29 protein-coding genes are annotated in these 24,092 nt (G+C 62.1%); 13 read left to right on the top strand and 16 right to left on the bottom strand.

Annotation, left to right across the window (positions count from 1 at the left end; genetic code table 11):
* Nucleotides 1-284: 284 nt before the first annotated feature.
* Nucleotides 285-1,109 (bottom strand): L,D-transpeptidase, encoded by an 825-nt coding sequence (locus tag NKH67_RS20805; protein ID WP_352501771.1) that lies wholly within the window; start codon nt 1,107-1,109, stop codon nt 285-287.
* A gap of 169 nt (nt 1,110-1,278) precedes the next feature.
* Complete coding sequence (locus NKH67_RS20800; protein ID WP_352501772.1) at nt 1,279-1,941, bottom strand: haloacid dehalogenase type II; 663 nt, start codon at nt 1,939-1,941, stop codon at nt 1,279-1,281.
* Between the two features lie 152 nt (nt 1,942-2,093).
* Here NKH67_RS20800 and NKH67_RS20795 point away from each other — a divergent pair, with 152 nt between their 5' ends.
* From NKH67_RS20795 to NKH67_RS20780, 4 genes are all read left to right on the top strand, one after another.
* A complete protein-coding gene (locus NKH67_RS20795; RefSeq protein WP_352501773.1) occupies nt 2,094-2,972 on the top strand; it encodes a branched-chain amino acid aminotransferase in 879 nt (292 codons plus the stop codon).
* Between the two features lie 107 nt (nt 2,973-3,079).
* Complete coding sequence (locus NKH67_RS20790) at nt 3,080-3,676, top strand: superoxide dismutase (RefSeq protein WP_352501774.1); 597 nt, start codon at nt 3,080-3,082, stop codon at nt 3,674-3,676.
* A gap of 175 nt (nt 3,677-3,851) precedes the next feature.
* A complete protein-coding gene (locus NKH67_RS20785) occupies nt 3,852-4,295 on the top strand; it encodes a c-type cytochrome (protein WP_352490827.1) in 444 nt (147 codons plus the stop codon).
* A 9-nt stretch (nt 4,296-4,304) separates the two neighbouring features.
* Nucleotides 4,305-5,255, top strand: a complete 951-nt coding sequence (locus NKH67_RS20780) for a cytochrome c (protein ID WP_352501775.1) — start codon at nt 4,305-4,307, stop codon at nt 5,253-5,255.
* 11 nt (nt 5,256-5,266) lie between these two features.
* Here NKH67_RS20780 and NKH67_RS20775 read toward each other — a convergent pair whose 3' ends face one another.
* The 3 genes from NKH67_RS20775 to NKH67_RS20765 form a co-directional block, all read right to left on the bottom strand.
* The gene (locus NKH67_RS20775; protein WP_352449057.1) at nt 5,267-5,650 is read right to left on the bottom strand and encodes an SET domain-containing protein; all 384 of its coding nucleotides are present in this window, start codon (nt 5,648-5,650) and stop codon (nt 5,267-5,269) included.
* Between the two features lie 145 nt (nt 5,651-5,795).
* Nucleotides 5,796-6,422, bottom strand: a complete 627-nt coding sequence (locus tag NKH67_RS20770; RefSeq protein ID WP_352501776.1) for a LysE family translocator — start codon at nt 6,420-6,422, stop codon at nt 5,796-5,798.
* Between the two features lie 77 nt (nt 6,423-6,499).
* Nucleotides 6,500-8,611 carry a S9 family peptidase gene (locus tag NKH67_RS20765; RefSeq protein ID WP_352501777.1) on the bottom strand — a complete coding sequence of 704 codons (2,112 nt, stop codon included), beginning with the start codon at nt 8,609-8,611 and terminating at the stop codon, nt 6,500-6,502.
* Between the two features lie 676 nt (nt 8,612-9,287).
* Between NKH67_RS20765 and NKH67_RS20760 the strand changes: the two genes are divergently transcribed.
* The gene (locus tag NKH67_RS20760) at nt 9,288-9,713 is read left to right on the top strand and encodes a Ros/MucR family transcriptional regulator (RefSeq protein WP_023677844.1); all 426 of its coding nucleotides are present in this window, start codon (nt 9,288-9,290) and stop codon (nt 9,711-9,713) included.
* 104 nt (nt 9,714-9,817) lie between these two features.
* On the opposite strand, the gene NKH67_RS20755 is transcribed toward NKH67_RS20760, so the two are convergent.
* Both NKH67_RS20755 and NKH67_RS20750 read right to left on the bottom strand, forming a co-directional pair.
* A complete protein-coding gene (locus tag NKH67_RS20755; RefSeq protein ID WP_352471107.1) occupies nt 9,818-10,246 on the bottom strand; it encodes a SufE family protein in 429 nt (142 codons plus the stop codon).
* A 113-nt stretch (nt 10,247-10,359) separates the two neighbouring features.
* Complete coding sequence (locus NKH67_RS20750; protein WP_352470996.1) at nt 10,360-10,728, bottom strand: DUF5330 domain-containing protein; 369 nt, start codon at nt 10,726-10,728, stop codon at nt 10,360-10,362.
* 519 nt (nt 10,729-11,247) lie between these two features.
* Here NKH67_RS20750 and NKH67_RS20745 point away from each other — a divergent pair.
* The 3 genes from NKH67_RS20745 to NKH67_RS20735 all read left to right on the top strand — a co-directional run bounded on the left by NKH67_RS20745 (nt 11,248) and on the right by NKH67_RS20735 (nt 14,182).
* The gene (locus tag NKH67_RS20745) at nt 11,248-12,993 is read left to right on the top strand and encodes an ATP-binding protein (RefSeq protein ID WP_352501907.1); all 1,746 of its coding nucleotides are present in this window, start codon (nt 11,248-11,250) and stop codon (nt 12,991-12,993) included.
* Nucleotides 12,968-13,741, top strand: coding sequence for a peptidoglycan-binding domain-containing protein (locus tag NKH67_RS20740; protein ID WP_352501778.1), 774 nt, complete (start codon nt 12,968-12,970; stop codon nt 13,739-13,741). Before NKH67_RS20745 ends, NKH67_RS20740 begins: the two co-directional genes overlap by 26 nt.
* 93 nt (nt 13,742-13,834) lie before the next feature.
* Nucleotides 13,835-14,182, top strand: coding sequence for a DUF1491 family protein (locus tag NKH67_RS20735; RefSeq protein WP_352501779.1), 348 nt, complete (start codon nt 13,835-13,837; stop codon nt 14,180-14,182).
* An 11-nt stretch (nt 14,183-14,193) separates the two neighbouring features.
* Here the strand turns inward: NKH67_RS20735 and NKH67_RS20730 are convergent, their stop codons facing one another.
* Nucleotides 14,194-15,204: a DUF2336 domain-containing protein gene (locus NKH67_RS20730; protein WP_352470999.1), complete on the bottom strand. Its 1,011-nt coding sequence runs from the start codon at nt 15,202-15,204 to the stop codon at nt 14,194-14,196.
* Between the two features lie 187 nt (nt 15,205-15,391).
* Between NKH67_RS20730 and NKH67_RS20725 the strand changes: the two genes are divergently transcribed.
* Nucleotides 15,392-15,577, top strand: coding sequence for a hypothetical protein (locus tag NKH67_RS20725; protein ID WP_292658434.1), 186 nt, complete (start codon nt 15,392-15,394; stop codon nt 15,575-15,577).
* 14 nt (nt 15,578-15,591) lie between these two features.
* Here NKH67_RS20725 and NKH67_RS20720 read toward each other — a convergent pair whose 3' ends face one another.
* The 6 genes from NKH67_RS20720 to NKH67_RS20695 form a co-directional block, all read right to left on the bottom strand.
* The gene (locus NKH67_RS20720; RefSeq protein WP_352471000.1) at nt 15,592-16,140 is read right to left on the bottom strand and encodes a DUF1254 domain-containing protein; all 549 of its coding nucleotides are present in this window, start codon (nt 16,138-16,140) and stop codon (nt 15,592-15,594) included.
* Entirely contained in the window at nt 16,133-16,717 is a 585-nt protein-coding gene (locus tag NKH67_RS20715; RefSeq protein ID WP_352471001.1) for a DUF1214 domain-containing protein, read from the bottom strand. Before NKH67_RS20715 ends, NKH67_RS20720 begins: the two co-directional genes overlap by 8 nt.
* A gap of 96 nt (nt 16,718-16,813) precedes the next feature.
* Complete coding sequence (locus NKH67_RS20710; RefSeq protein WP_352501781.1) at nt 16,814-18,973, bottom strand: transglycosylase domain-containing protein; 2,160 nt, start codon at nt 18,971-18,973, stop codon at nt 16,814-16,816.
* 154 nt (nt 18,974-19,127) lie between these two features.
* On the bottom strand, nt 19,128-19,289 hold the full coding sequence (locus tag NKH67_RS20705; RefSeq protein WP_352501782.1) for a hypothetical protein: 162 nt from the start codon (nt 19,287-19,289) through the stop codon (nt 19,128-19,130).
* A gap of 82 nt (nt 19,290-19,371) precedes the next feature.
* Complete coding sequence (gene groL / locus NKH67_RS20700; protein WP_352501783.1) at nt 19,372-20,991, bottom strand: chaperonin GroEL; 1,620 nt, start codon at nt 20,989-20,991, stop codon at nt 19,372-19,374.
* A gap of 101 nt (nt 20,992-21,092) precedes the next feature.
* On the bottom strand, nt 21,093-21,431 hold the full coding sequence (locus NKH67_RS20695) for a co-chaperone GroES (protein ID WP_352471004.1): 339 nt from the start codon (nt 21,429-21,431) through the stop codon (nt 21,093-21,095).
* 242 nt (nt 21,432-21,673) lie between these two features.
* On the opposite strand from NKH67_RS20695, the gene NKH67_RS20690 reads away from it, so the two are divergent.
* Together NKH67_RS20690 and NKH67_RS20685 are read left to right on the top strand one after the other, a co-directional pair.
* A complete protein-coding gene (locus NKH67_RS20690; RefSeq protein ID WP_352471005.1) occupies nt 21,674-21,946 on the top strand; it encodes a hypothetical protein in 273 nt (90 codons plus the stop codon).
* Entirely contained in the window at nt 21,943-22,209 is a 267-nt protein-coding gene (locus tag NKH67_RS20685; RefSeq protein ID WP_254819951.1) for a DUF1488 family protein, read from the top strand. The genes NKH67_RS20690 and NKH67_RS20685 overlap by 4 nt, the downstream gene beginning before the upstream one ends.
* 30 nt (nt 22,210-22,239) lie before the next feature.
* Here the strand turns inward: NKH67_RS20685 and NKH67_RS20680 are convergent, their stop codons facing one another.
* Nucleotides 22,240-22,431: a hypothetical protein gene (locus NKH67_RS20680; RefSeq protein ID WP_352501784.1), complete on the bottom strand. Its 192-nt coding sequence runs from the start codon at nt 22,429-22,431 to the stop codon at nt 22,240-22,242.
* A gap of 43 nt (nt 22,432-22,474) precedes the next feature.
* Complete coding sequence (locus NKH67_RS20675; protein ID WP_352471007.1) at nt 22,475-22,690, bottom strand: hypothetical protein; 216 nt, start codon at nt 22,688-22,690, stop codon at nt 22,475-22,477.
* A gap of 276 nt (nt 22,691-22,966) precedes the next feature.
* Here NKH67_RS20675 and NKH67_RS20670 point away from each other — a divergent pair, with 276 nt between their 5' ends.
* Entirely contained in the window at nt 22,967-23,377 is a 411-nt protein-coding gene (locus NKH67_RS20670; protein ID WP_352471008.1) for a DUF3168 domain-containing protein, read from the top strand.
* Between the two features lie 380 nt (nt 23,378-23,757).
* Nucleotides 23,758-24,057 (top strand): hypothetical protein, encoded by a 300-nt coding sequence (locus NKH67_RS20665; RefSeq protein ID WP_352471009.1) that lies wholly within the window; start codon nt 23,758-23,760, stop codon nt 24,055-24,057.
* Nucleotides 24,058-24,092 lie beyond the last annotated feature (35 nt).

Genomic DNA, 24,092 nt, shown 5'->3' with positions numbered 1-24,092 from the left:
CTACAAAAACCTGCCACGGCATCGCACCTGTGAGAGGGCATCCAGCACAAATACGGTCAGGATGACAGGAGGGGTATCCCTCCGGTCACCGTGATAATCCCTTCTGAGCGCGAAATGTCCGCTCTGGCTCATGAGCTGTCACCGGCGGCGTCTGCACACGGCGCGGCAAAATCCGCTGCTCAACGAAAGCGTCAAATCCAAAGGCGGGCACCGGAACGGGCAAGCCGACGCTCGGCAAAACCAGCAGGAGCCGTGAGCAATCCCGCCTCCGCGCTTCCGTCAGCTCAGAAGATCGAGTCTGTGATCGCCTTGACCGGGCCGAGCAGGATCGATCCTTCCGGCACGCCGGCGTCGATCGGGATGGCTTTGCGGTTTGCTGTGGCCACCATCGGCTGGCCGATGTCGGCCGTCACCACGACCGGGGTCTTGTTCGGCACTCGGTCGTAGAGATCGATAATGTCCTGGTTCATCAGGCGAACACAGCCCGACGACACCGATTTGCCGATCGACCGCCATTCCGGCGAACCGTGCAAGCGGTAGAGCGTGTCCTGGTTACCCTGGAAGAGATAAAGCGCCCGCGCGCCAAGCGGGTTCTTGAGCCCACCGGGCATGCCGCCATTGTCGGCGCTGTACGGCTTCAACTCCGGCTGCCGGGCGATCATTTCGTCCGGCGGCGTCCATTTCGGCCATTTCTGCTTCCATTGGACCACCGCATCGCCCGACCATTCGAAGCCGGCGCGGCCGAGGCCGACGCCATAGCGGATCGCCTGGCCGCCCGGGCGCACCAGATAGAGGAAGTGATTGGTGGTATCGACGACGATGGTGCCCGGCTGCTGCCCGGTCGGATCGTCAACGATCTGGCGCAGGAACTGCGGGTCGATCTTGTCGACCGGTATGGCCGGCAGCTCGAAGCCGCCATCCGACACCGGCCCATACATCGTCACATAATCGCCGAGCGCCGGCTCGACATAGGTCGGCGGCGGTGGCTCGACCGGTTGTTGCGACAGCGTGGTGCAACTGGAGACCGCGACCGAGGCGGCGCCAAGGGCGGCCGCGTTGAGAAAACCGCGACGGCTAAGGCGCAGAGAGGACGATGGGGGTGTGAACATGATTGCCTTTTTTAAGTCTCAAATCGCAACAAAGCATAAATGCGTCTGTTGCGCAGGTGCCGAGCAATGCCCGGCGCGATAGGCGGTTCCAATTCTGGCCGCAGGGTGGACAAACAAAGGCAAAGCTGTGACTGGATCGTCACTGTTGCGCCGACGCAACATTCCGGTTTCACCCCCCGGCGACCAGACCTTCAAGGGACGGCAGGATCAGGGCCGGTGGAAAATCCCGGTATTCCTCTGGCTGATTGGCGCGGTTGATCCACACCGTCCTGAAGCCGAATTTGGTGGCGCCGGCGACGTCCCAGCGGTTGGATGACTGGAAAGAGACCGCGTCCGGATAGAGGCGCCAGCCCGTGGTGACCATGTCGTAGACCGACGGGTCGGTCTTGAAGCGCCTGACGCTGTCGACGGAATAGACGTCGTCCAGGACCTGGTCGAGCGCGGCGGATTTGACGGCCGCTTCCAGCATCTCAGGCGAACCGTTGGACAGGATCGCCAGCCTTGCCCCCGATGCCTTGAGCGCCTTGAGCACGGCCGGCACCTCCGGATAGCAGTCCAGCCGCCAATAAGCCTCGAGCAGCTTCGCTTTCAGTCCGGCATCGGCGGACGGAACCTTGCGCAGGGCGAAATCGAGCGCCTGCTCGGTGAGCTGCCAGAAATCGGCATAGGCCCCCATCAGCGTCCTGACCCAGGAATATTCCAGCTGCTTGGCGCGCCAGATCTCGGACAGCAACTGGCCGTCCGGCCCGATCTGGTCGGCGTGACGACGCACGGCCGCATGCACGTCGAACAGCGTGCCGTAGGCGTCGAAAACGTAAGCCGCATGGTGCATGCAACAGTTTTGAGGCCACGCAAGGCAAGGCGCAAGCGCTGATTGCAGTTGGGCAGCTCCGCTGGCCTCAAGAAATCTCAGCCATGCCGGTTGACGGCGGCCGCCAAAGCATCTTCCAATGCGCCGCAACAAGCATCGAACGGAACCTGGCAATGACACTGGCGACTGCGGCGCAATCCGCGACATGGACCTTCGTCGACGGCGACTGGTACGAGGGCAATGTTGCCATTCTCGGGCCGCGCAGCCACGCCATGTGGCTTGGTACAAGCGTGTTCGACGGCGCCCGCTGGTTCGAGGGCGTCGCCCCCGATCTCGATCGCCATGCAGCAAGGGTAAACGCCTCGGCGATCGCGCTCGGCCTGAAGCCGACGATGAGCACCGACAAGATCGTCGGGCTGACCTGGGACGGGCTGAAGAAGTTCGACGGCAAGACGGCAGTCTACATCAGGCCGATGTATTGGGCCGAGCATGGCGGCTATATGGGCGTGCCGGCCGACCCGGCCTCGACTCGTTTCTGCCTTTGCCTCTACGAATCGCCGATGATCTCGCCGGCGGGGTTTTCGGTGACGGTGTCGCCGTTCCGGCGCCCGACCATCGAAACCATGCCGACCAACGCCAAGGCCGGCTGCCTTTATCCCAACAACGGCCGGGCCATCCTAGAAGCCAAGATGCGCGGCTTCGACAATGCGCTCGTGCTCGACATGCTGGGCAATGTCGCCGAGACCGGCACCTCGAATATTTTCCTGGTCAAGGACGGCCATCTCCTGACGCCGGCGCCGAACGGCACCTTCCTGTCCGGCATTACCCGCGCGCGCACCATGGCCCTGCTAGGCGAATACGGTTTCACGACGACGGAAAAGACGCTGTCGATCCGCGACTTCCTGGAGGCGGACGAAATCTTCTCGACCGGAAACCACTCGAAAGTCGTGCCGGTCACCCGTATTGAGGATCGCAATCTGCAGCCCGGACCGGTGGCCAAGAAGGCGCGCGAACTCTATTGGGAATGGGCGCATTCGACTTCGCCCGGCTGACCCGCTAAAAAGCGGCCGGCGCTTCGTTTCCGGAGTTGTTCCAGACCAATCCAGTCCTATGTTAGTCCGGTATCGACACCGGATTTTTCCACGAGGGAGTACGACCGATGGCTTTTGAATTGCCCGCCTTGCCCTATGATTACGAGGCTTTGCAGCCTTATATGTCCAAGGAAACGCTGGAATATCATCACGACAAGCACCACAAGGCCTATGTCGACAACGGCAACAAGCTGGCCGCCGAGGCGGGCATGAGCGATTTGTCGGTCGAAGAGGCCGTCAAACAGTCCTTCGGCAAGAATGCGGGCCTCTTCAACAATGCCGCCCAGCACTACAATCACATCCATTTCTGGAAATGGATGAAGAAGGGCGGCGGCGGCAACAATCTGCCCGGCGCATTGCAAAAGGCGGTCGACAGCGACCTTGGTGGCTACGACAAGTTCAAAGCCGACTTCATCGCCGCCGGCACCACCCAGTTCGGATCGGGCTGGGCCTGGGTCTCGGTCAAGGACGGCAAGCTGGCGATCTCGAAGACGCCGAATGGCGAGAACCCGCTCGTCCATGGCGCGACGCCGATCCTCGGCGTCGATGTCTGGGAACATTCCTATTACATCGATTATCGCAACGCCCGGCCGAAATATCTCGAAGCCTTCGTCGACAGTCTCATCAATTGGGACTATGTGCTCGAGCTCTACGAAAAGGCCTGATCCGTTCCAGAAAGCCCCGGCAGAACCGGGGCTTTTCTTTTTCAGCATCAGAACGACAGCTGCAAAAATTTCACGCAAGCGTGAGGCGAAGCGTCGGAATTTTTAAGCCATCCTTGCCGTTTGTCATCGGGGTGGGGCCGCATCCTGAATTTGCCTTCAACATGGAGCCAAGTGAATGAGAAAGCTTATCCTCGCCATCTCGATGCTCGCCTTCGCCGGTTCGGCGGCATTTGCCGACCCGGTAGCCGACCGGCAGGCCCTGATGAAGGAACGTGGCAAGATCGCCGCCGGCTTGTCGAAAGTGGTCAAGGGCGAGACGCCCTACGACGCAGCTTCGGTGCTGACGGCGTTGCAGGCACTGCAGGCCAATGCCGAGAAATTCCATGCCGGCGTCGACACGCTTTTCCCGGCCGGCAGCGACACCGGCGACACCACGGCGTCCCCAAAAATCTGGCAGGACATGGCCGGCTTCAAGACGGCTGAAGGCAAGTACCTCGCCGACGTCAAGGCGGCGGTCGCCGCAGCACCTGCGGATGCCGACGCGTTGAAGGCGCAGTTCAACACCATCGGCGGCGGCTGCGGCAACTGTCATCAAAACTACAGGGTGAAAAAAGGCTGATAGCGGGCAATGCGCTTGCTGAAGAAACTTGTCGGCGCCGCCCTCGTTCTGGGCGGCGCGGCCGCGATTGCCGGCTGGTTCTTGTCGGCTCCGGTCAGGCTCGATGCCGCAACGCTGGCTGAGCTTGGTCCTGGCGACGCCGCCAGGGGCAAGCGCATCTTCTACGCCGGCGGCTGCACATCCTGTCATGCCAAGCCTGGCTCGCAAGGCGACGCCCGTCTTCAGTTGGCGGGCGGCCTTGAACTCAAGACGCCATTCGGCACCTTCGTGCCGCCGAACATATCGCAGGATACCAGGGACGGCATCGGCGCCTGGTCGGTCGAGGATCTTGCCAACGCCATGCTGAAGGGCGTGTCGCCGTCGGGCGAGCATCTCTATCCGGCATTTCCCTATACTTCCTACGCGCGCATGAAGCCGGCCGACATTGCCGATCTCTATGCATTCCTGAAGACGTTACCCGCGGTCGCCAGCAAGGCGCCCGCCAATTCGCTGGCATTTCCCTTCAATGTCCGACGCGGTCTTGGCTTGTGGAAGCTGCTCTATTTGAGTGACCAGCCGGTCGTTTCCTTTCCCGACGGCACACCGGATCCGGTGGTGACAGGCCGCTATCTGGTCGAAGGCCCCGGCCATTGCGGCGAATGCCACACGCCGCGGGATCTTGCCGGCGGCACCAGGAAGAGCCAATGGCTGGCAGGTGCGGCCGCGGCCGAAGGCAGCGGCATCGTGCCGAACATCACGTCGGGCGAGGGCGGCATCGCGGACTGGTCCGAGGCCGACATCGCCAACTATCTCGAAACCGGCTTCACGCCGGATTTCGATGCGGTCGGCGGCGCAATGGTCGACGTGCAGCGGAACATGGCCGTGCTGACCCTGGAGGACCGCTCGGCGATCGCCGCCTACCTGAAAGCCGTGCCGCCGCACCCCAACGGCTATCCGGCGCGCAAGAAGCCGTCGAGCTGACGGCCGTTGCGTCAGCGGTCGCCGAGAAAGTCGAAGCCGGTTTCGAAGAAGTGATTGTAGTCGCAGGTCATTTCCTCGCCGGGCGCAATGTCGCGCAAGGCATAGGTCTCCTCCGGCTGCGAGACGTCGCAATTCGGGCTGTCGGCATGGTTCATGTAGCGCGCATCGTCGGCTTCGAAGACGATGTAGTTCGGGTCGCGCCGGTCCGGATAGGCGTAGCGGTCGAGATAGGTTCTGACCGGCCCGGTTTCCCGCTCGTAGGCCGCTACCTCGATGCGCCGGTCGTATTTCGGGTCGAGCTTCCAGACCAGCGTGCCGCGGGCAATGTGGTTCTTGGCAAAGACGCCGATGCCCTGGATGGGCGATTTGTCGAGATAGACATCGACGAGCAACATGGCAGATCCTTGGGTGATTGTGTGTTGGCGCGGCTGTGAAAAGGCCGCGCACTGGGTAGCGCGCGGCCTTTGCAATTGCGAGCGGAAAATCAGCTGTGCCTGCCCATTATCCGAAGCCTCGTACGGCTCGTCGCCTGTCGAGACCCTAGCGCTGTTGCAGCGCCAGCCGGATGCCTAAGGCGCAATAGATACCGCCGACAGCCTTGCCTTGCCATCTCAGCACCGTCGGGTTTCGGCGCAGGAATGCACCGAGGCCGCCCGCACCCACGGCGAAAACCACCGTGCTGACGAGGCCCAACAGAACAAAGATGACGCCCAATATCGCCAGTTGAAGCATCACCGATCCGTTTTCAGGCCGCACGAACTGCGGAAGAAATGCGAGGAAGAAAAGTGCGGTCTTGGGATTGAGAACCTCGGTCAAAACAGCCTGCCGAAATGCTTTGGCAGCGGGGATCGCGAGTGCGCCGGCGGCCGGATAGGCCGGCGTTTTCTCGATGATCGCGCGAATGCCGAGATAAATGAGGTAGGCTGCGCCGATGTACTTCACGATGCTGAAAAGCGCCGCCGACGTGGCAATGATCGCCGAAATGCCGACGATCGCCATGAAGGTGTGAACCACGTCGCCGGCCGCGATCCCCGCGCCGGTCGCGATGCCAACCCTGGTTCCGGAACTAGTAGCCCGCGCCACGGTCAGAAGGGTGGCCGGACCCGGGATGAAGACAAAGCCAAGCACAACCGCGACATAAGCTATCAACGTGGCGAGATCGATCATTGGTGGGCTCCGCAACTCTCACCGCCAATGAAGCCACGTCGCGGAACGGAAGGCAATGACCGCTCATCCGCCGATGTTCACGCCGCAAGCTCGGCCTTGCCTGTCACCTTGAGCGCGAAGGCGTAGGTGAAGGCGATTTCCTCCAGTCTTGAAAACCGGCCGGAGGCGCCGGCATGGCCTGAATCCAGGTTGATCTTGAACAGCACCGGATTTTCACCCGTCTTGCGGTCGCGCAGCCGCGCCACCCATTTGGCCGGCTCCCAATAGGTGACGCGCGGGTCGGTCAGGCCGGCCAGTGCCAGGATCGGCGGATAGTCGAGTGCGGCGACATTGTCGTAGGGCGAGTAGGCGGCGATGGTCCGGTAATCCTCCGCCGACGCGATCGGATTGCCCCATTCCGGCCATTCCGGCGGCGTCAGCGGCAAGCTGGCGTCGAGCATGGTGGAGAGCACGTCGACGAAGGGAACCTCGGCGACGATTCCGCCGAAGCATTGCGGCGCCATGTTGGCGACCGCGGCCATCAGCATGCCGCCGGCCGAACCGCCTTGCGCAACGATGCGGTCATGCTGCGTATAGCGTTCGGCGACGAGGTGGTGGGCGGCAGCGAAAAAATCGGTGAACGTGTTCATCTTGTTCACCCGCTTGCCGTCGTCGTACCAGCCATAGCCCTTGTCCTTGCCGCCGCGAACATGGGCTATCGCGTAGACAAAGCCGCGGTCGACCAGCGAAAACAGATTGGTGTTGAACGCGGCCGGCACGGTGATGCCGTAGGAGCCGTAGCCGTAAAGCAGGCAAGGGGCGGACCCGTCGAGCGGTGTGTCGCGGTGATGGAGGAGCGAGATCGGCACCAGTTCGCCGTCGGCGGCAGGCGCCATCAGCCGGCGCGTGACGTAGTGCTCCGGGTCGTGGCCGGACGGCACTTGCTGGGTCTTGAGCAGCACCCGCTCGCGGGTGCGCATGTTGTAATCGAAGACCTGCGCCGGGGTCGTCATCGACGAATAGGAAAAGCGCATGATCTCGGTATCGTATTCGTAGGAGCCGGACAGGCCGAGCGAGAAGGCTTCCTCGTCGAAGGAGGTCAGGTGCTCCTCGCCGCTCTTGCGGTCGCGCACGACGATGCGCGGTAGGCCTTCCTTGCGCTCGAGCCGGACCATGTGGTCCTTGAAGCCGATCACCGAAAGGATCAGCCGGCCCGCTTCGTGCGGCACCAGTTCCTGCCAATTGGCGCGCACCGGATCATGGGCCGGCGCCGTCATGATCTTGAAGTCCTTGGCGCCGTCGGCATTGGTGAGGATGAAGAAGATGTCGCCGCCTTCCTCGAGTTCGTACTGCAGGCCGGTCTGGCGCGCCGCAACCAGCTTCGGCTCTGCGAACGGATCGTTGGCGCTCATGATACGGTATTCCGAGGTCTCATGGTCGTTGATGCCGATCATGATCCACTCGTTGGAGCGCGTGCCGCCGACATCCATGAAAAAGCCCGGATCGGTTTCCTCGTAGATCAGCCGGTCGTTTTCAGGACCGTCGCCAAGCGCATGGAACAGCACTTTGGAAGGACGGTGGTTGGGGTCGAGGCGGGTGTAGAAAAAACCGTCATTGCCGGCATCCCACACACCGCCGCCGCCGGTGTCCGGGACCCTGTCCGCCAGATCGTTGCCGCCGGCCAGATCGCGGACGCGCAGCGTGTAGAATTCGGAACCCTTGTCGTCGAAGGCCCAGAGCAGCTTGCTGTGGTCGTGCGAATGATCGACGCCGCCCAGGCGGAAATAGGGCTTGCCCTCGGCCTCGGCATCGCCGTCGAGCAATATCTGCTTGTCGCCGCCGTCACGCGCCGTGCGGAAATAACGCGGCTGCTGGCCGCCAAGCTTGAAGGAGGAGCCGTAGGCGTAAGGTCCGTCCTTCATCGGCACGGAAGAATCGTCTTCCTTGATGCGTCCCTTCATTTCCGCGAAAAGCTGCTTCTGCAGTTGGACCGTATCGGCCATCAGCGCCGCCTGGTAAGCATTCTCGGCTTCGAGGTGGGCGCGGATTTGGCCGTCGAGCAGGGACGGATCCCTGAACATCTCTTGCCAATTGGCGGCCCTCAGCCAGGCATAATCGTCCGTCCGTGTTATGCCGTGATGCGTGTCGAAGATCGGCCGCCTCTCCGGCTGCGGCGGCGTGGCGGTCGGAAACACTGGGGTTCTGGTCATTGCGTCTCGCTGTGGAAGCTACTTGAATGGCGAATGAACACGCCGAGCAGCGCGGGTTCAAGGGCTATGATCTATTGTCGTGGTGGCTCGAGAGGACGGGCTGGAGGAGCGGATAACGAATATTTCTTCTCGGACTGCCGCGGTTCTCGCGGTCGCTGCGATGACCCTGCCAGTGCCGGTCAATCTCATGCAACTGCCTTCGCGGCTTGGCAAGTGGCCGATATGGCTGGGTCTACGGAAATACACTACCCCATTTCAATGATACAGCGCACCGCTCCGGCGACGGCTCACGAGCAACAGTAACACAGCGCAACCTATGATTTTACTGAACCGCCGATCATCCAGGCTGTAATGCCGCCGGCAGGGTCAAGCATCGAGCTCTATTTACCTGCTGCCGTTTGTGTAATGGCTGCTTGCCGCCGCGTCAGTCGATGCTGGTCTGACCAGAAAAAACGGCAAAGTTACACTTTGCACGAAAGAGTGAAGCTGAATGAGGAATATTTGACTTGTATCGCTGAATAGACCGCAAGAAGCGAATTGACTTACTTGGCGCTCAGGCTCATTAAGATGCCGCGACGCGAATCGCGGAGGCTTTTTCCTGCACAAGTTCGCGCGATGCCCTGCCTGCCAAAAATAGGGTGTAGACAGAAACAATTCTCGTTGGGACCTGAACGCCATGGATATTACCGAAACACCTTCCAGAAACAGTGACGCGCTGATCGAGCTCACCGCCGATGTGGTGGCCGCCTATGTCAGCAACAATCCCGTGCCGGTCGGCGAACTGCCGAACCTCATCGCCGATGTCCATGCCGCTCTCGGGCGCGTCGGCGGGGCCGCCGAGCAGCCGCCTGCCGACAAGCAGAAGCCGGCGGTAAATCCGAAGCGGTCGGTGCATGACGACTACATCATCTGTCTCGAAGACGGCAAGAAGTTCAAGTCGCTCAAGCGTCACTTGATGACCCACTATGATCTGACGCCCGACCAGTATCGCGAAAAGTGGAACCTGGACCCGAGCTATCCAATGGTTGCGCCCAATTATGCGGCCGCCCGTTCGCAGCTCGCCAAGAAGATGGGTCTCGGCCGCAAGCGCAAGGGACGCTGACAACCGGCTCTTCCGGTTTGACACTCAAACGGCGCCTGCGGGCGCCGTTTTGTATTATGGGGTCAAGGTCGAACCCGCCATGCCCGCCAGCAACTGCCGTGCGGTCAGGCGGTCTGCTTCAACGCTGCCTCGGCGTCACGCTTGATGCGCTTGACCATCGAGCGGAGACCATTGGCGCGCTGCGGCGACAGGTGCTCGTCAAGTCCGAGCGCCTTTAGCGTTGCCTCGGCGTCGGTCCTCTGGATTTCGCTGGCCGGCCGTCCCGAAAACAGCGCCAGCATGATGGCGACCAGGCCGCGCACGATATGGGCGTCGGAATCGCCCTTGAAGGTGATAACGGGGTCGGCACCCCCGCCCTGTTCGGTGGTCAACCAGACCTGGCTGACGCAGCCGGGCACCTTGTTTGCCGGTATGCGTTGCTCATCGGGAAACGGCGGCAGCGCTTCACCCAGTTCAATCACATAGCGATAGCGGTCTTCCCACTCGTCGAGCAGGGAAAAGTCGTCGCGGATGGTCTGGATCGTCGTCGTCATGCCCCCGGATATAGTCATCCAGCGCTGCCACGTCACGGAAAAAGAGGAGAAACGCCGCAGGCGCCGGGCATGGGGAGCCTTGCGGTCCGGCGATGAATTCGGCCGAAACAGTCTCAGTTCTTCGCCGGCAAGTGCAGTTTCGCCGGCAGATCGACTTTCGCCGGCAAGACGATTTCCCCGGGCACGCTGCCGGTAGTCGTCACTGTATCGGGTTCAGCGGCCTTGTCGTCCAGCATGGCAGCCGCGATCTTGGCGGTCTCCTTTGCCCGGGCGGTGATGGTATGCATTGCCGATTTGCCGGTCTCGCACACGTCCGGCTTGCGCTCGCAGATGCCAGCGATATCGCCGACGGCTTCGCGCGCCGCAAACAGCGCCTGGAGCGGCCCGACGCTTTCGCGGCCCGCATCATCGGCGCCGACACCCAGCGGCAGCGCCAGAAGCACCAGCGAAAACCAGAAAGCAGCTCTTATCAGAAAGCCCATCTGTCTGTCCTTTATGACGGTCATGCCTCCGAACCGCACGACCCTTGTACCGCGATACTGACACAGACGCGCAAAGGACGGCTTGTCCCGAAAGCAACAGTTTTCCTCAAATTTTAGGCAGATTCGAAACGAAGCGTTTTGAAGTTCATTTGCCTCGAACGGTTCAGATTTTATTCAGCAAATAATAACTATCCAACCTATTGTTTTTCATGATCATTTTCTTAATCGGCGACAAGTTGATGCCATTGGTCGCAGGTGCAGGCGCGGGCGGTGTGGATAACGCTCCGTTTACTATGGCGACAATTGCCCCGGTTTTTCCCCGCCGGTATCCCGATATTTGCAGCCAGCCGGGGGACGATCAGCCCAGCCTTATCCATTCCTTAAACGCTGGATGCGAGTTTCGGATCGACAAAAGCCGCCTGCAAAGCAGGGCCTTTCACGACCGGGTGCGTTGAGTTGAGTGCGATCAAGGCCAGATACGCCGAGTTGCCGGGCGCGATAGCCGCCGGTTGCGAACGGATGGTTCATCCGTCCGTACTCGGCCAGAGCGATCGTCGCCGCCACAGCCGGTTCATTGGCGTCATGCTGGCGGCGCCTTTCTTCAGCGCGGGTGCAGCGGTGACGCTGGTCACGTCGGGAATGGGCGCGGCCGTGACTGTGGCTGCGATCTTTGCGGCGTTCGGCCTTTGCTGGTTCGCCGCCCTGCTGGTGGCTGCCTCGGGCAAGATGACCCTGGCCGGCCAACTCGCCTTGGTCGTCGGCAGCGTTGCCCTCGGTGCCCTTATCGCTGCCGCCGGCGGTGTGGCCTCGCCGGTTGCCTTGCTCGCAGTGGCGCTGCCGTTTGAAGCGTGGTGGATCGGCCAATCGCGCCGTGCCGTGGTCTGGGGCGCCATATCGGCCTTTGTCGCAGTCTTGCTGCAGCCTTTAGCCGGTTCAGTCTTGCTCGCCCACCAGACCGAAATCGCCGCATGGCACTGGCTGGTACCACTGGCCTGGGCACTCACGCTCATTCCGCGTATCGCTCCGCTTCGCGGCGCCGCCAACGCACAGCTCGATCCGGCCGGCAGCCACCGGCTCGAAGACCTGATCGACGCCGTCGTGCTGCGAATCGCTGCGCATGGTGAGGTTCTGGACGTCTCGGCTAAGGCACGCACTATGCTGAGGCTGCCGCCGGAGCTGCTTTTCGGCACCGGACTTTTCGATCGCATCCATCTGTCCGACCGCGTCCCGTATCTCAGTGCGCTGGCCGATATGCGCGATGGCGCCCTGTCGCACCGGCTCGACCTTCGCGTCCGGCTGCCGCAGAGCAGCGGCGTGACGGCCGACAATTACCGGGCGTTCTCGCTCGAGATGATGCGCGCGCCGGGGCAGGAGACTGTCTTCACGCTTCTTCTGCGCGAGAACGACGAACTGGCCGGACTGCGCCAGGAGCTTGCCGCTGCCAATGAGGCGGCTGCCTCCGCCGAGGTGGCGAAAGGACGCTTCCTTGCCGTCGTCAGCCATGAGTTGCGCACCCCGCTCAATGCCATCATCGGTTTTTCCGACATGTTGCTGCACGAGATGTTCGGCAGCTTCAAGGATCCTCGCCAGAAGGAATATGTCGGCTTGGTCAGGGATTCGGGCCAGCACCTGCTTGCCGTCGTCACCTCGATACTCGACGTATCGCGGATCGAATCGGGCGCTTACGCGACCGAACCGGAACCGTTCCGCTTCCGCGAAGCGGTCGAGATGTGCCAATCGATGATGCGCCTGCAAGCCGAGGCAAAGGCTATCGATCTGCAGGCCCAGATCGCGCCGGACGCAGGCGAAATAAATGCCGACCGTCGCGCCGTGCAGCAGATCCTGATCAATCTCGTCTCCAACGCGATCAAGTTCACGCCCGAAGGCGGCAATGTCGTCATCGGCGCCAAGCGCATCGGCTCGCGGCTGCATTTCTGGGTCCGGGACACCGGCATCGGCATCGCCGAGGAAGATTTCGCCAATCTCGGCAAGCCGTTCATGCAGATCCAGAACGACTATACCCGCCGTTTCGAAGGCACAGGCCTCGGGCTTTCGCTGGTGAAGGGGCTGGTGGCGCTGCACGAGGGCACCATGTCGATCGAAAGCATGCCTGGCGAGGGCACCACGGTGACGATCAGCCTTCCCGTGAACGGCCCGACGGGCCGCTCGGCGGAGAAGGCCGGCGTGGTGCCGATGTCCGCAGTCAAAGCCAAGGCGGACGGTGGCAAAGGGGAGAGCAATGGGTCGCTCCGCAAAACAGCCTAGGGCGGTCAAACGCCGCGGCAATGCCTTCGGGCACGGAGCGATGGCGCTGGGCAGCCTGATCTCGCGCAATCCTGTTGTGGTCGGCGGCTCCACCGCGTTCCTGGTGACGCTGTTCTACGTCTCGGCGAACGCGCTTTGGTACCAGCCTTTTCCGCATGCCGGCGCGTTTTTCGCCACGAGGAGTATCGAGCGCTTTCCCCGGGCGGACAGCGACGAGCCCGAAACCACCATCAATATCGTGCGTCCGGCCGCTGCGCCGATGAAGAGCGACCCGGTCGTCGAGCAGGTCCAGGGCATATTGAAGGATCTCGATTTCTATTCCGGCACCGTCGACGGGATTCCCGGACCGAATACGCGCAAGGCCATCCAGGCCTATCAGCAGAAGGTCGGATTAAATGCCTCCGGCGAGATCGACAGCGTTTTGCTGGATCAACTGGGTGCCACGCCGACGACCGCAGCCGTGGTGCCGCATCCCGTGCCGCGGCCGGTCGAAACGGCCGCTGTTCCAACCGCCATTCCAGCGTCCGCACCGGCAAATGCGGTGGCGCAAACACCTGATCCCCGCATCGTCAAGATCCAGGCCGGACTGAAGGCGTTCGGCAATGACGACATGCGATTGGATGGCGTCGTCGGCGCGCGCACCAAGGCCGCGATCAAGGAATTCCAGGCGCTGTTCGGCTTGCCGGAGACCGGCGAGCCCGACGAGATCGTCTACGTCAAGATGCGCGAGATCGGCCTGACCAACTAAGGGTCGAAACGGCCGCTCGCCGATCGCCTCGCAAAGACGGTTACGGTCTTCCGGCCAATGCTGTAAGGACCGCCGCATGTCCAGGACTTCTCCATGCGGGTAACCACCGATCTGTGGGTGTCGGCGCTGTTGCGCCGGGTTTTCAGCGCCGGCGGCTTTGCCGCCGTGGTCAAGCGCGGCGCGACGGAAGCCGGCGCGGTTTTCGTGCTGGCGCGGGGCAGGCAAGGGGAGATGGCGCTGTTCGGGCCGGCGCCGCAGACGAGTTACGATTCAGCCAGGCCGGACGACCGTTTTTTCAGCCTGCTTGGCGAAGGCGACGATGCCGCCATCTTCGACGCGCGGCTGGAGCGCGAGAAGAGATTCGATCCGGATATCTGGGTGGTCGAGATCGAGGCGGGCGCCATTCGCGTCGAGGAGCTTATCTCGGTCAAGGCGTCTTAACGGCAAGCCCTTCAGACGCGACGCGCCTTTGGGGTGGCGGTCATATCGGCGCTGTTCGGCTTGCGCAGGTCGGCATTTGCGGCGACGCGCCCAGGCTTGCGAACGATTTTCGACACGGTCTCGGCCTTCCAGCCGCGGAGCCTGTCCAACGCCGCGTCGCGGTGCAGCAGGCGGTAGCGGTCGAGGAAGATGCGGATCGCCTGCGGGTGCGGAAACTCGGTCGGATAGATGGCGGCCGTGATCAGGAACGCCTTGTCTTCGCTGAGGTCGAGCGCGCGCAAGGCGGCCAGCAGCGATGTGTAATTGTGGCTTGCGGTGAGCGTCCGCGCCGTTGAAAAATCGACTTCGAGCGCATCGGCGAGCGCTGTCTGGAAGAATGCCGCATTGCCGGTCAGCGCGGTCTCGCGCAGCTTGACATAGGTTTGTGGCTCGACGAACGGACTGATGGAGGCGCCGCTCTCGGCGCGCATCATGGATCGCAACCGGCGGCGTACAGTTTCAGCGGCATCGGAAGCCTCTTGCCTGTTGACCTCGCCCGCAACCACTTCGGCGTTTTCGGACGCGGCTTTGGCGGTTGTTTCCGGCTGCTGCTGCGACCGCACCAGCGTCGGCCTTTCGAGCACTTTGATGAGATCCGCGATCGTCTGATTGAGATCCTTGCGGCGGGCAATGGCACGGGCATGCGGCAGGCCGTGACGTCCGATCAGCGCGATCAGGTCGACGTCGCTGAGGGCGCGCGAGCGGATGAGCAGCGGAGCGGCGATGTCGACCCGCTCCTGGCAAAGCCGCCGCACCAGCGCGGCGGGTGCATATTCGCATTCGGAAAGGGCTGCCGCGACGTAGCGGCGCGATTCGACCGAGACATTCTCGAACAGCGGCAGCGTCAGGTCTTCGAGCTGCGCGATTTCCCGGCGCGAAGGCCGGGTGAGCGAGCAGAACGCCGATACCGCGGCGCGAAACAGCCTTTCGGCCTTTCCCGATTCAGCTCCTGCTGCGATTTGCCTGAAATCCGAAGCTGACACGAAGGATACGCCCGACACTCGACACGATCTGGACAGCGCTCTGCCGGGCTGTACCGGTTTCGCGTTTCCCAAGAACAAAGATCAATTTAGCGGCGATCCGTTAGCGCTCCGTTAACCTACTGCCTTCTTAATCGACTATGGAGGCGTTGCGTTGTGCTCCGGGGCAACCGAGAGGAATACGCGAACCATGGGCATGGTACTGTCTTTCGTGCCGCGAACGGCGGCAACCAATCGAGCACAACAAACCGCGCCGGCGGCAGTGATCATCTTTCCCGGGGTGCGCTACGAACAGCGGCCGCTGACCGGCGAAACGCGGCCGGCCGGCCCCGACAAGCCGGGACCTTCGGGAACATTGCCGGTACCGCATCACTGAGCATCGGAACCGGCTTAAAAATCCTGCAGTTCGCAGGAACTCTGTTCGAGAAACCGCGAGACGATCGGCTTCCAGCTGTCGTCGGGCACGAACGAACGGATGACGAATACGCCTTCCTCTATCGGCGCCTCGACGAAGATGGCCCCTTGCAGTTCCTCGGGAAGATCCTTGCGGACCTCGATCATCTGGGCCGGCGTCAGCACAACGGTGTCGAGCATGCCTGCGGTCGCGCTGTGGTCGTTGAACGAGTAGATGTTGTGGCCGCCGCGGTCATAGACCGATATCGACCAGAACGGCACCTTGCCCGGCGCCTTGACCCGCACCATCCCCTCGGCAAGATCGAAACGGCATGCCGCCGCATAAAATAGCGGATCGACCGATTTCACCACCGGCGCGCCGCCGGCTTCCGCGTCGAGCCTGGTCATCTTGTAGAGATCCGAAGCCATGGCCAATCGCGACCAGGCGTCGCGTTCGGAGAACTCGGGGACGAGCAGCAGCACGATGATGTGCACGATGCCGGCGCCGAGCAGGCCGAGCAGCACGGCATGCAGCAGGCTACGCATTGCAGCCGACCTTCTGGATTTGTGGCAGCGTGACGTCCGAGAGACCGGTGCTGCTGGCGATCGGCGTGTCGTAGAACGTAAGCACCAAGTACATCTTGCCGGCGCCGCTGGTCAGCAGCCAGTTGCCGGGCGCTGGGCGGCTGCCGACGGAAATGACCACCGAATTGTCGGCCTGGCGCAGCACTTGATAGGACTGCAGCGCAGCCGGCCTCGGCTTGCCGGTCTCGACCACGCCAAGCGACTGGTCGGCGGCATAAAGCGTCCAGAACCGGGCGGTGGGAAAGCCGCCCGCGATCTTGTAGGCACATTGCCGCTGGAGCTGTTCGCCGCCGGAATCGCGCTCGGCTATGAAGGACAGTCCTTCCGCCTGTCCGAGCGCCAGCACGCCTTCGCGAGCCACGCGGGCCTTCGAATAGGGATCTGCCGTCGGCGTGCCGATATCGGGGAAGGCGGTCCATTGGCCGATCCTGATGGCGCCGACGCCATCCTGCAGCTTCAGTGCATACCAGACGCTGCCGCCACCGCCGACGACGGCGATGGCAAGCGAAAGCAGTGTCAGGAAGGCGTTCTTGAGCATGAGGAGGCAGGGAACCGAAGGCCGGGACTGAAAGATTGCCGCTCGGGGATATCGCGGCGCAGGGCCTTGTGGCAAGCGGCCCCGCGCAATTGGGCGTCACAGCGCCGAGAGGGTTTCCGGTGCAGCGGGCGCGTCGAGCACGGGTGCCGCCTGGAACAGCCTGGTCAGTTCCTTCAGGGTCTGGGTGGTCCGGCTGGACAGCACCGGCGGACGCTCGGCGGCGGCATCGGCAGCTGCCTGTTCGGCGTTCTTCTTTTCCGCTTCCTCGGCCTTGGCGGCAATTTCGGCATCGACGAAGGGGTGATCGAGGCCGGGAATCGGTCTGAGGTCGATATTCTGGTGCGCATAGACCATCAGCCGCTGCCACACCATGGCCGGCAGCGTGCCGCCGGTCATCTTGTTGGTCGCGGTGAAGTCGTCATTGCCGAGCCAGACGGCGGCCGTGTAGTTGCCGGTAAAGCCGACAAACCAGGCATCGCGGTAGGACTGGGTCGTGCCGGTCTTGCCGGCGACGACGATGTTTGGAAGGGCCGCGCGCCGGGCAGTGCCGATCACCGGCACCGCCGCCAGCATGGTGTTCATGTATTTGAGCGCCTGCTCCGACAGCACCCGATGCGGCGGCGGCGCATCCTTGGCGAAGTCGTAGACCACCTCGCCGGTACGGGTGAAGAGTTGGCTGACGCCGTGCCGGGTTCCGGCAAGGCCGTTCTGGGCAAATACGCTGTAACCCGTCGCCTGGTCCATCACGGTCATGCCCGACGTGCCGAGCACCATGGTCTTGTGCGATTCCAGCGGCGACTCGACGCCCATCGCCTCGGCCATGGCCTTGATCGGCTTGATGCCGAGATAATCCTTGGCCAGCCGCACCGGCACCGTGTTGATCGATTTGGCCATCGCCGTGATCAGCGTGACGTTGCCGGCCGACCCGCCATTGTAATTGTGGGGCGACCAGCTGCCCCAGGAGATGGGTCCGCCGGAAACCACCGAATCCGGCGTGAAGCCATGCTCCATCGCCGTCGCATAGACATAGGGCTTGAACGAGGAGCCGGTCTGGCGAAGCGCTTTGGTGGCGCGGTTGAACTGGCTGGCGCCGTAGTCGCGGCCGCCGACGATCGCCCTGACCGCGCCATTGGTCTCGATGACGACGATGGCGCCCTCGGTGACGTTGTATTCCTGGCCGAACTGGCGGAGGTGGAACTCCATCGATTCTTCGGCCGCCTTCTGGATGTTGGCGTCGAAGGTGGTGTGGGCGACAAGCGAGTGCGGGCCGCCTTTGGCGGCGATCTTCTTGACCTCGTCGAAGGCCCAGTCGAGGTAGTAGTCGGGGCTCTTCTGCTCGCCGCGGTCGACGATTTCGGCCGGGTGTAATCTTGCCTGCAGCACCTGGCCTTCGGTCATGAAGCCGGAATCGACCAGGTTGGACAGCACCACATTGGCCCGCGCCCGGGCGGCGGGCAGGTTTATGTGCGGCGCATATTTGGTCGGCGCCTTGAACAGGCCGGCCAGCATCGCCGCCTCGGCAAGGTTCAGGTCCTTGACGCTCTTGCCGAAATAGAAATCGGCTGCCGCCTCGATGCCGAAGGTGCCGCCGCCCATATAGGCGCGGTCGAGGTAAAGCTGCAGGATTTCCTTCTTCGACAGATTGGCTTCGAGCCACAGCGACAGGAAGGCTTCCTTGATCTTGCGCTCGAATGTCCGCTCATTGGTCAGGAACAGGTTCTTGGCCAGCTGCTGGGTGATGCTCGAGCCGCCCTGGACGACGGAATTTGCCCGCACATTCTCGAATATGGCGCGCGACAGGCCGAGCACATCGATGCCGTAATGGTCGAAGAAACGGCGGTCTTCGGTCGCCAGCACCGCCTTGATGACATGGTCGGGCATCTCGTCGACCGGCACCGAATCGCGCTGGATGATGCCGCGCTGGCCGATCTCGTTGCCGTAGCGGTCGAGGAAGGTGACGGCGAGGTCGCCTTGCGTGCGCCAGTCGCCGGCGGTTATCTGGAAGGCCGGCAAGGCCAGCGCCAAAAGGACGACGATGCCGCCGGCACCGAGCGTAAAGCCTTCACTCAACAGTTCGATCAGGCCGCGGCGCCAGCCGTCGACACGGAAACGCCGCGAGAAGATGGTCGCCGCTTCCCAGAACTGGCGCGCCCTGAAGCCGATTTCGTAGACCGAGGAATCAATCCACGCATCCACCGCCAGCAGCCTTGCGGCGATCGGACCTCTTCTCTTGCGTGGTTCCAAAGGACTGGCCATTCCAGGATCCGGCTGCGGCGATGCCGCCAACTGAGAAACCGCATGCCGGCAATTTCACGGCGGCGCGCCGCTATGACTATTCGTCCATTTTGGCGCTGCCTACAAGGGCGATGAAGGTTCCGCGCTTGCGCGAGGTGCCGAGGATTGGCAGTCGTCACATGGGACGCTTGTCCGCGATCTTTTTCGGGTCGCGGCCTATCATGCCGGCGTTGGCTTTCCTGTGCTTGTCGGCAAGCCTGCGAATGCGATCGAAGCGGCTTTCCTCGGCCACTTCGATTTTCGCCGCTGCCTTTGGCTTCGGGACGAATGCGATCATTGATCGATCTTCTTGCCGATGGTGCGCGCCGGGGAAGATACCCCGGCGGCTGTCTTTCAGGCTTGTTTCCGGCAGTGGCTGGTCAATAGCCGATGCCGCCGGGCGAAGCAGCGGCTTCCTTCGCCGGAACGTCGGTGATCATGGCTTCCGCCGTGATCAGAAGCGCCGCAATGGAGCCCGCGTCCTGCAGCGCCGTCCGTACCACCTTCGCCGGGTCGACGATGCCGGCCTTGATCATGTCGACATAGACCTCGTTCTGGGCATCGAAGCCCTGATTGTGATCCTTGCCCTCGGCGAGCTTGCCGACGACTATCGAACCTTCGACGCCGGAATTCTCGGCGATCTGCCGGATTGGCGCTTCAAGGGCCCTGAGCACGATCGAGATGCCTGCCGTCACATCGGCATTGGCTCCGGTCAGCCCCTTCAGCACAGCCTTGGCGCGCAGCAACGCGACGCCGCCGCCGGGAACGATGCCTTCTTCGACGGCCGCGCGCGTGGCGTTCAGCGCATCGTCGATGCGGTCCTTCCTTTCCTTGACCTCGGATTCGGTGGCGCCGCCGACGCGGATGACGGCAACGCCGCCCGCCAGCTTGGCGAGACGTTCCTGCAGCTTCTCCTTGTCATAGTCGGACGTGGTTTCCTCGATCTGCCCCTTGATCTGCTGGACGCGCGCCTGGATGGTAGTCTTCTCGCCGGCGCCGTCGATGATCGTGGTGGTGTCCTTCTCGATCAGCACGCGCTTGGCGCGGCCGAGCATGTCTATGGTGATGTTCTCCAGCTTGATGCCGAGATCCTCGGAAATCATCTGTCCGGCGGTGAGCACGGCGATGTCTTCCAGCATCGCCTTGCGGCGGTCACCGAAGCCAGGCGCCTTGACGGCCGCTACCTTGAGGCCGCCGCGCAGCTTGTTGACGACCAGCGTTGCCAGCGCTTCGCCCTCGACGTCCTCGCAGATGATCAGCAGCGGCCTGCCGCTTTGCACCACGGCTTCGAGGATGGGCAGCAGTGCCTGCAGATTGCCGAGCTTCTTTTCGTGGATGAGGACGTAAGGGTCTTCCAGCTCGGCACGCATCTTCTCGGCATTGGTGACGAAATAGGGCGAGAGATAGCCGCGGTCGAACTGCATGCCTTCGACGACGTCGAGCTCCGTTTCGGCGGTCTTGGCCTCCTCGACGGTGATGACGCCGTCATTGCCGACCTTGTCCATCGCCTTGGCGATCATGGCGCCGACGCTGGTGTCGCCATTGGCGGCAATGGTGCCGACCTGCGCGATCTCTGCTGAGGACTTGACCTTCTTGGCGCGCGCCTGGATTTCCTTGACGACGGCGCTGACGGCAAGATCGATGCCGCGCTTGAGGTCCATCGGGTTCATGCCGGCGGCAACGAATTTGGCGCCCTCGCGCAGGATGGAAGCGGCAAGCACCGTGGCGGTGGTGGTGCCGTCGCCGGCAAGGTCGTTGGTCTTCGAGGCCACTTCGCGCACCATCTGCGCGCCCATGTTTTCGAACTTGTCGGAAAGCTCGATTTCCTTTGCCACGGCCACCCCGTCCTTGGTGACGCGCGGCGCGCCGTAGGCCTTGTCGATAATGACGTTGCGGCCTTTGGGGCCGAGCGTCACCTTGACGGCGTTGTTGAGGATTTCGACGCCGCGCAGCATGCGGTCACGCGCGTCGGTGGAGAATTTGATTTCCTTGGCAGACATGATCTTTTCCAGTTCGGTTGTCGTGGCAAGGCGCTTGCAGCGCCTGAATCAAAGCTCGGAGCGTCCTTTGCGCGCGCGCGGGAGGGCGCGCGGCCTTCCAATCAGGCGGCCTTCTTGGCAGCCACGGTCTTGTCGATGATGCCCGTCTCGCTTTTTTCGATGATGCCCATGATATCGGCCTCCTTCATGATCAGAAGGTCCTCGCCGTCTATCTTGACCTCGGTGCCGGACCATTTGCCGAACAGAATGAGGTCGCCGGCCTTGACGTCGAGCGGGATCAGCGCGCCGCTTTCGTCCCGCGCGCCCGGCCCGACAGCGATCACTTCGCCTTCCTGCGGTTTTTCTTTGGCATTGTCGGGGATGATGATGCCGCCCTTGGATTTGGTGTCGCTTTCGGCGCGCCGAATGACGACGCGATCGTGGAGTGGCCGGAATTTCATGGGGACTCTTTCTGGGGCCAGCTTAGGCGGCCGCCCCTCTCTATAGGCGCCCTGGCACTCGATTGATAGGAGCGCCAAAAAATATTCATAGGGCACATTAAATATTGAACGTATTATCTTGCCTGGTTATCCCCTGGTGTTCGGGCCTTGCCGAATATTAATGAAATTGAATTTCTATCTTTGAACACCTATTTTATGGTGAATTCACATTCACGACTTTCGCTGCAAGGGAGATTTTACCGATGGCCGAAGGCAATCAGAACATCATGGAAAAAGCTCAGGCCCGCTTCATGGAAAATCAAAAGAAGACGGCGGAGCGGAACAAAGCAACTGCCGAATATCTCTCGGAAGCCAAGGCGAGGAGCATCAAAACGGCAAGGCTGAGGGAATTGCGACTGGCCAAGGAAGAGGCGGACCGCGCGGCGGAAGCTCTGAATCCGGTCGCACCAAAGAAGAAGCGGGCGTCACGGGCAGTCAAGAAGGCCGTATCTGCATCGACGGAGGCGAAATCATGAGCCTGACATTTCCCAATCCCAGCCGCAGCTACGACGAGGCAAGCAAACGCATCCGCTTCGTCGGCCATGACGGGATGTTCCAGATTTCCTTCTCTGTCGCAACCGATGCCATCTCCAAGATGCAGCCGGGAACGGCGGCCTCAGAAGCTACCTACCTGGCAGCCTTCGACACGGCTTCCAACTCGATCCACGATGTCGCCAGGAATGCCTATGCCCGCACCCGCAGGAGCATATATGTGCTGACTGCGGCCGATTTTCGCTAGTCCGTCGCGATCCGTCCACAAGACGCTTTGTCAGGGCTTCCGGTCCGCCTTCGCTCGCCGCTTGACGTCGCGACCGTTCAGCCGGTCGACCATCGCGTCCGCATCGCGCGTGTTCAAACTGGCCGTGAGTTGCTGCTTGAGCTCGACCGGCTGGCCGGTGAAGACGTCGAAGACGGTCCAGCTGTGAGGATGTTCCATACGGAGCGCGTAGCGCTTTGCCATCTTGGGTCCTTTCGTTTCCGCCCAATCAATGAATGTCGCTCGATCAGGCCTGGGCGATGAAGAATACTGCCGCCACGACAAGCACCGTCCACAAAACGACGGACAGCTTCAGGGCCAGGCTACCGTACGCCGAGAGCACCTCCCGAGTGTGGTTGACCAGACTCTTGACGGTCATCGACATGGTCGACGCCGCAATCGCGACCGGCGGCGCCTTGGCCCCAAGCTTTCCGAAGACAGGCAGCAGCGACGGCTCGCGCACGAAAAACGACCTCGAATGTCTGGAAACCAGACATCGTCATAGCATCCTTTTTTCGAACTCCTGCATGCCAAATGACTTCGCGCAGGTTGGCATCACCCTCAAGGGTCCGTGGCGCGGACGGCCGGGGCGTCGCGCATTCCAGGAGCAGGGCTTATTGCCGAGATCATGAAGGTTCATAATCCGCATGAGACGCGCTGATTCGCGCTTTGGCGGGATGCCTTCATGCAACGCAGCTACGCAGCCGGGAGGTCGACGCGACGGACGAAGGGAAAGACGATGACCGCGCCGGCCGTCGAATTGCAGAAGGCCATATTCGAGGCAGTGAATGACGATCCCGATTTATCGGCGGCACTGGGCGACGCACGATTGTTCGACCGTGCGCCGGAAAATGTTGCGTTCCCCCACATGACCTTCGGCCGCACCAGCGTCTACGATTGGGCAACGGGAATGGAGAACGACGCAGAACAGTTGCTGACGTTGCATGTCTGGTCGAAATCAGAGGCCAGCAAGGAAACCAATGACATCATGGACCTTGTTAGCACCCGCCTGCGCGATACGGCTCTCTCGCTCGGCGAACATCGCCGCGCCTACCTCAAGCTCGAATTCGCCGAAGCCCGCTACGACGAGGACCTTTCGGCCCATCACGGGCTGCTGCGCTTCCGCGCCGTGATCAAGGACGAGGGCTGACCACCGGGCATTTTTTACAATCCGGCAATTTTGTTCTTGCTTTGTGCCGGCAGCTATGTTACTAATTCGCCTATGGTGCTGATGGCGCCAGCGACCCGCCGCAGAGGCGGGTTTTTATTTCCGGTCGGTTCGCCTGAATCTGCCTTCGGTTGCCGGATCGATTATCGAAGTCGGGGCAAACCTGAAGCGATTGCCTTTCACTGCCAAACGATGCCCGGTTGTCGGCGAAGGATCGGAGGGCTAGGTTAAACTTGGCAATTTCGCGGGATGGGCGGCGAAATGGCAATCCGGTAATCTCGCGCTTCAGGGGTGTGGCGGGCATGCATTCGAGCGTTCACCGTTCATATCACGTTCAGCACCGGCGCGTTAGAACGCTGACCATGAAAACCCTTCGCTCCCACTTCCGGACCGCGGCACTGGCGCTGTCAGCCGCCGGTCTGCTTGCGTCGCAGGCGATGGCGATCCCCGTTGTCGTGCCCGAGCAGCCCCAACCGGTCGTCCTCGCCGCCTCCGACTGCTATGCGATCGGCCAGCAGGTGGCCGAGCAGAATGGCGGCACCTTGGCCAAGGCCTCGCAGTCGACACGCGGCGGCCAGCCCGTCTGCGTCATCGTCGTGCTGGTTCCGGGCAAGGAAGGGCAGCGTCCGCGTCGCTCGGAGATCGTCGTTCCGCTGAACTGAACCGTGCCGTTTCCCAGACTGCCGGAATCGGCCTA

Origin of the sequence: Mesorhizobium sp. M0968, from assembly GCF_040319065.1 — a bacterium.
Taxonomy (GTDB): Bacteria; Pseudomonadota; Alphaproteobacteria; order Rhizobiales; family Rhizobiaceae; genus Mesorhizobium.
The sequence above is the reverse complement of the archived record's forward strand: the minus strand, read 5'-3'. Positions and strand labels throughout refer to the sequence as shown.

What these genes read in the sequence shown, in the direction of transcription:
- NKH67_RS20805 (WP_352501771.1), bottom strand. Translation starts at nt 1,109, where the DNA reads ATGTTCACACCCCCATCGTCCTCTCTGCGCCTTAGCCGTCGCGGTTTT.
- NKH67_RS20800 (WP_352501772.1), bottom strand. Translation starts at nt 1,941, where the DNA reads ATGCACCATGCGGCTTACGTTTTCGACGCCTACGGCACGCTGTTCGAC.
- NKH67_RS20795 (WP_352501773.1), top strand. Translation starts at nt 2,094, where the DNA reads ATGACACTGGCGACTGCGGCGCAATCCGCGACATGGACCTTCGTCGAC.
- NKH67_RS20790 (WP_352501774.1), top strand. Translation starts at nt 3,080, where the DNA reads ATGGCTTTTGAATTGCCCGCCTTGCCCTATGATTACGAGGCTTTGCAG.
- NKH67_RS20785 (WP_352490827.1), top strand. Translation starts at nt 3,852, where the DNA reads ATGAGAAAGCTTATCCTCGCCATCTCGATGCTCGCCTTCGCCGGTTCG.
- NKH67_RS20780 (WP_352501775.1), top strand. Translation starts at nt 4,305, where the DNA reads ATGCGCTTGCTGAAGAAACTTGTCGGCGCCGCCCTCGTTCTGGGCGGC.
- NKH67_RS20775 (WP_352449057.1), bottom strand. Translation starts at nt 5,650, where the DNA reads ATGTTGCTCGTCGATGTCTATCTCGACAAATCGCCCATCCAGGGCATC.
- NKH67_RS20770 (WP_352501776.1), bottom strand. Translation starts at nt 6,422, where the DNA reads ATGATCGATCTCGCCACGTTGATAGCTTATGTCGCGGTTGTGCTTGGC.
- NKH67_RS20765 (WP_352501777.1), bottom strand. Translation starts at nt 8,611, where the DNA reads ATGACCAGAACCCCAGTGTTTCCGACCGCCACGCCGCCGCAGCCGGAG.
- NKH67_RS20760 (WP_023677844.1), top strand. Translation starts at nt 9,288, where the DNA reads ATGGATATTACCGAAACACCTTCCAGAAACAGTGACGCGCTGATCGAG.
- NKH67_RS20755 (WP_352471107.1), bottom strand. Translation starts at nt 10,246, where the DNA reads ATGACGACGACGATCCAGACCATCCGCGACGACTTTTCCCTGCTCGAC.
- NKH67_RS20750 (WP_352470996.1), bottom strand. Translation starts at nt 10,728, where the DNA reads ATGGGCTTTCTGATAAGAGCTGCTTTCTGGTTTTCGCTGGTGCTTCTG.
- NKH67_RS20745 (WP_352501907.1), top strand. Translation starts at nt 11,248, where the DNA reads ATGGTTCATCCGTCCGTACTCGGCCAGAGCGATCGTCGCCGCCACAGC.
- NKH67_RS20740 (WP_352501778.1), top strand. Translation starts at nt 12,968, where the DNA reads ATGGGTCGCTCCGCAAAACAGCCTAGGGCGGTCAAACGCCGCGGCAAT.
- NKH67_RS20735 (WP_352501779.1), top strand. Translation starts at nt 13,835, where the DNA reads ATGCGGGTAACCACCGATCTGTGGGTGTCGGCGCTGTTGCGCCGGGTT.
- NKH67_RS20725 (WP_292658434.1), top strand. Translation starts at nt 15,392, where the DNA reads ATGGGCATGGTACTGTCTTTCGTGCCGCGAACGGCGGCAACCAATCGA.
- NKH67_RS20720 (WP_352471000.1), bottom strand. Translation starts at nt 16,140, where the DNA reads ATGCGTAGCCTGCTGCATGCCGTGCTGCTCGGCCTGCTCGGCGCCGGC.
- NKH67_RS20715 (WP_352471001.1), bottom strand. Translation starts at nt 16,717, where the DNA reads ATGCTCAAGAACGCCTTCCTGACACTGCTTTCGCTTGCCATCGCCGTC.
- NKH67_RS20710 (WP_352501781.1), bottom strand. Translation starts at nt 18,973, where the DNA reads ATGGCCAGTCCTTTGGAACCACGCAAGAGAAGAGGTCCGATCGCCGCA.
- NKH67_RS20705 (WP_352501782.1), bottom strand. Translation starts at nt 19,289, where the DNA reads ATGATCGCATTCGTCCCGAAGCCAAAGGCAGCGGCGAAAATCGAAGTG.
- groL (WP_352501783.1), bottom strand. Translation starts at nt 20,991, where the DNA reads ATGTCTGCCAAGGAAATCAAATTCTCCACCGACGCGCGTGACCGCATG.
- NKH67_RS20695 (WP_352471004.1), bottom strand. Translation starts at nt 21,431, where the DNA reads ATGAAATTCCGGCCACTCCACGATCGCGTCGTCATTCGGCGCGCCGAA.
- NKH67_RS20690 (WP_352471005.1), top strand. Translation starts at nt 21,674, where the DNA reads ATGGCCGAAGGCAATCAGAACATCATGGAAAAAGCTCAGGCCCGCTTC.
- NKH67_RS20685 (WP_254819951.1), top strand. Translation starts at nt 21,943, where the DNA reads ATGAGCCTGACATTTCCCAATCCCAGCCGCAGCTACGACGAGGCAAGC.
- NKH67_RS20680 (WP_352501784.1), bottom strand. Translation starts at nt 22,431, where the DNA reads ATGGCAAAGCGCTACGCGCTCCGTATGGAACATCCTCACAGCTGGACC.
- NKH67_RS20670 (WP_352471008.1), top strand. Translation starts at nt 22,967, where the DNA reads ATGACCGCGCCGGCCGTCGAATTGCAGAAGGCCATATTCGAGGCAGTG.
- NKH67_RS20665 (WP_352471009.1), top strand. Translation starts at nt 23,758, where the DNA reads ATGAAAACCCTTCGCTCCCACTTCCGGACCGCGGCACTGGCGCTGTCA.